Below are 2,034 nucleotides of genomic sequence, written 5' to 3'. Positions count from 1 at the left end.
TGGCAATCGGGTGTCGAGTGCAAGTGCACAAGGGAGCTTGACTGCGAGAGCGACGGCTCGAGCAGGGACGAAAGTCGGGACTAGTGATCCGGTGCCGGTGTACGGACGCGGCATCGCTCAACGGATAAAAGGTACCCCGGGGATAACAGGCTGATCATTCCCAAGAGTCCATATCGACGGGATGGTTTGGCACCTCGATGTCGGCTCGTCGCATCCTGGGGCTGGAGCAGGTCCCAAGGGTTCGGCTGTTCGCCGATTAAAGCGGCACGCGAGCTGGGTTCAGAACGTCGTGAGACAGTTTGGTCTCTATCCTCTGCGCTCGTTGGAATGCTGAGGAGGCCTGCCCATAGTACGAGAGGACCTGGGTGGACGAACCTCTGGTATGCCGGTTGTCACGCCAGTGGCACGGCCGGTTGGCTACGTTCGGGAGGGATAACCGCTGAAAGCATCTAAGCGGGAAGCCTGCTCCGAGATAAGCATTCCGTGAGGCCTCGAGCCTCTGGACCCCCCATGGAGAACACGTGGTGGATAGGCCGGACGTGGAAGCCCCGCAAGGGGTGGAGCTGACCGGTACTAACGGGGGAACGGCAACACACACCCCAACCCTGTTGGGGAGCATCCGAGAACAATGTACTGCGCTCGGACCTCCGGACGGCATGGAGCATCCGGATGACCACAAGACACATTTCGGCATTTCGCGTCCGCTATCCGGTCCCCGGACCATCACGGGAACCATCCCCACGCCCTCGGGCGTGGACGTCTAATTGAAGATTTGCGGCGGTCATGGCCCAGGAGAGACGCCCGGCATCCATTCCGAACCCGGAAGCTAAGGCCTGGCACGGCGATGGTACTGCATCCGAGAGGATGTGGGAGAGTAGCACACCGCCGCATCACACGTAACAGGGAGCCCCGATACCAACACGGTACCGGGGCTCCACTCGTTTCTGCGCACACACTCTCTCGACCGGAACACCAACCCCCGCCAGGACTCCACGCATTTCCCCATACCCCGAAACAACAGCCCAACACGACGACACCCCGCACGGGAACACGACGGACGGCAACCGCCCCCACAGGCGCGAAACACCCACGACGCGCGCGCGGGCACCGGGACCCACCGAAGGGGCGCAGACGGGAAGGACCACAATCACGGGGGCCGCAGGCGGAACACGCCCGTTCACGGGCTTTCCGGAACCACCGGACAGGCGTGGTCCGCCCGCGACCCCTCACGGAACACGCGAAACACGCGCGACCACCCGCCCCGACGCGGACGGCGGCCGCACGATGACGACACGCGACCCCCAGACCGCGTCCTCCAGCTCCGCAACGGACCGCACACCACACAAAACACAAAACAAAAACCACAACAACAAGAGTTACTCGGGGAATCCCAGCCAAGGGCTATGGGTGCTTTTAGACTGTGGGATGCTATGCATTACTTCACTCCCAAACGTTGCGCCACGTCGAACAAGATTATGTATCATGACAAGGCGCAGGCCCAGCGTGCCGCCGATCAGAGTCTGATTGAGCGCGGCGCCGAGCTGTGGGTGTATCGCTGTGAATATTGCAATTGCTGGCATCTGACGCATCGTGATCCGCAATCGAGTTACCGTCATGTGCCATTGAATCAGGAACTGAAACCACATAGCCGCAAGAAGGGCTATAAGCCCCGACGCAGGTAGTGGAGATATTCGAACAGTGTTGTGTTTGAGGAATCGGTCAGTGGATGGCCTACCTTAGGCTGCAGCTTCAAGGAACGGAGCCGTGGGGTTATGGGATGTGTGCCGCGACCGTAGGCTCGGCCGAGCGGCCTTGAGCGTGTCGCGGCACACATCCCATAACCCCACGGCGGTCTGGTTCTGCGGTCTGGTTCTGCGGTCTGGTTCTGCGGTCTGGTTTGGCGGTCTGGTTTGGCGGTCTGGTTTGGCGGTCTGGTTTGGCGGTCTGGTTTGGCGGTCTGGTTTGGCGGTCTGGTTTGGCGGTCTGGTTTGGCGGTCTGGTTTGGCGGTCTGGTTTGGCGGTCTGGTTTGGCGG

At 61.2% G+C, this 2,034-nt stretch carries 1 protein-coding gene and 2 rRNA genes; all 3 read left to right on the top strand.

Annotated features, from left to right (window positions below):
• Positions 1-597: ribosomal RNA gene (locus BMYO_RS11190) — 23S ribosomal RNA — on the top strand; the annotation flags it as partial.
• Positions 598-773: 176 nt separating this feature from the next.
• Positions 774-891 (top strand): 5S ribosomal RNA (gene rrf / locus BMYO_RS11185).
• Positions 892-1,430: 539 nt separating this feature from the next.
• Complete coding sequence (locus tag BMYO_RS11180; protein WP_094668528.1) at positions 1,431-1,682, top strand: hypothetical protein; 252 nt, start codon at positions 1,431-1,433, stop codon at positions 1,680-1,682.
• Positions 1,683-2,034 lie beyond the last annotated feature (352 nt).

This window comes from Bifidobacterium myosotis, from assembly GCF_002259745.1.
Lineage (GTDB): Bacteria > Actinomycetota > Actinomycetes > Actinomycetales > Bifidobacteriaceae > Bifidobacterium > Bifidobacterium myosotis.
The sequence above is the reverse complement of the archived record's forward strand: the minus strand, read 5'-3'. Positions and strand labels throughout refer to the sequence as shown.

Bases quoted from the DNA above. Each gene is read 5' to 3' on its own strand.
- BMYO_RS11180 (WP_094668528.1), top strand. From the start codon at position 1,431: ATGCATTACTTCACTCCCAAACGTTGCGCCACGTCGAACAAGATTATG.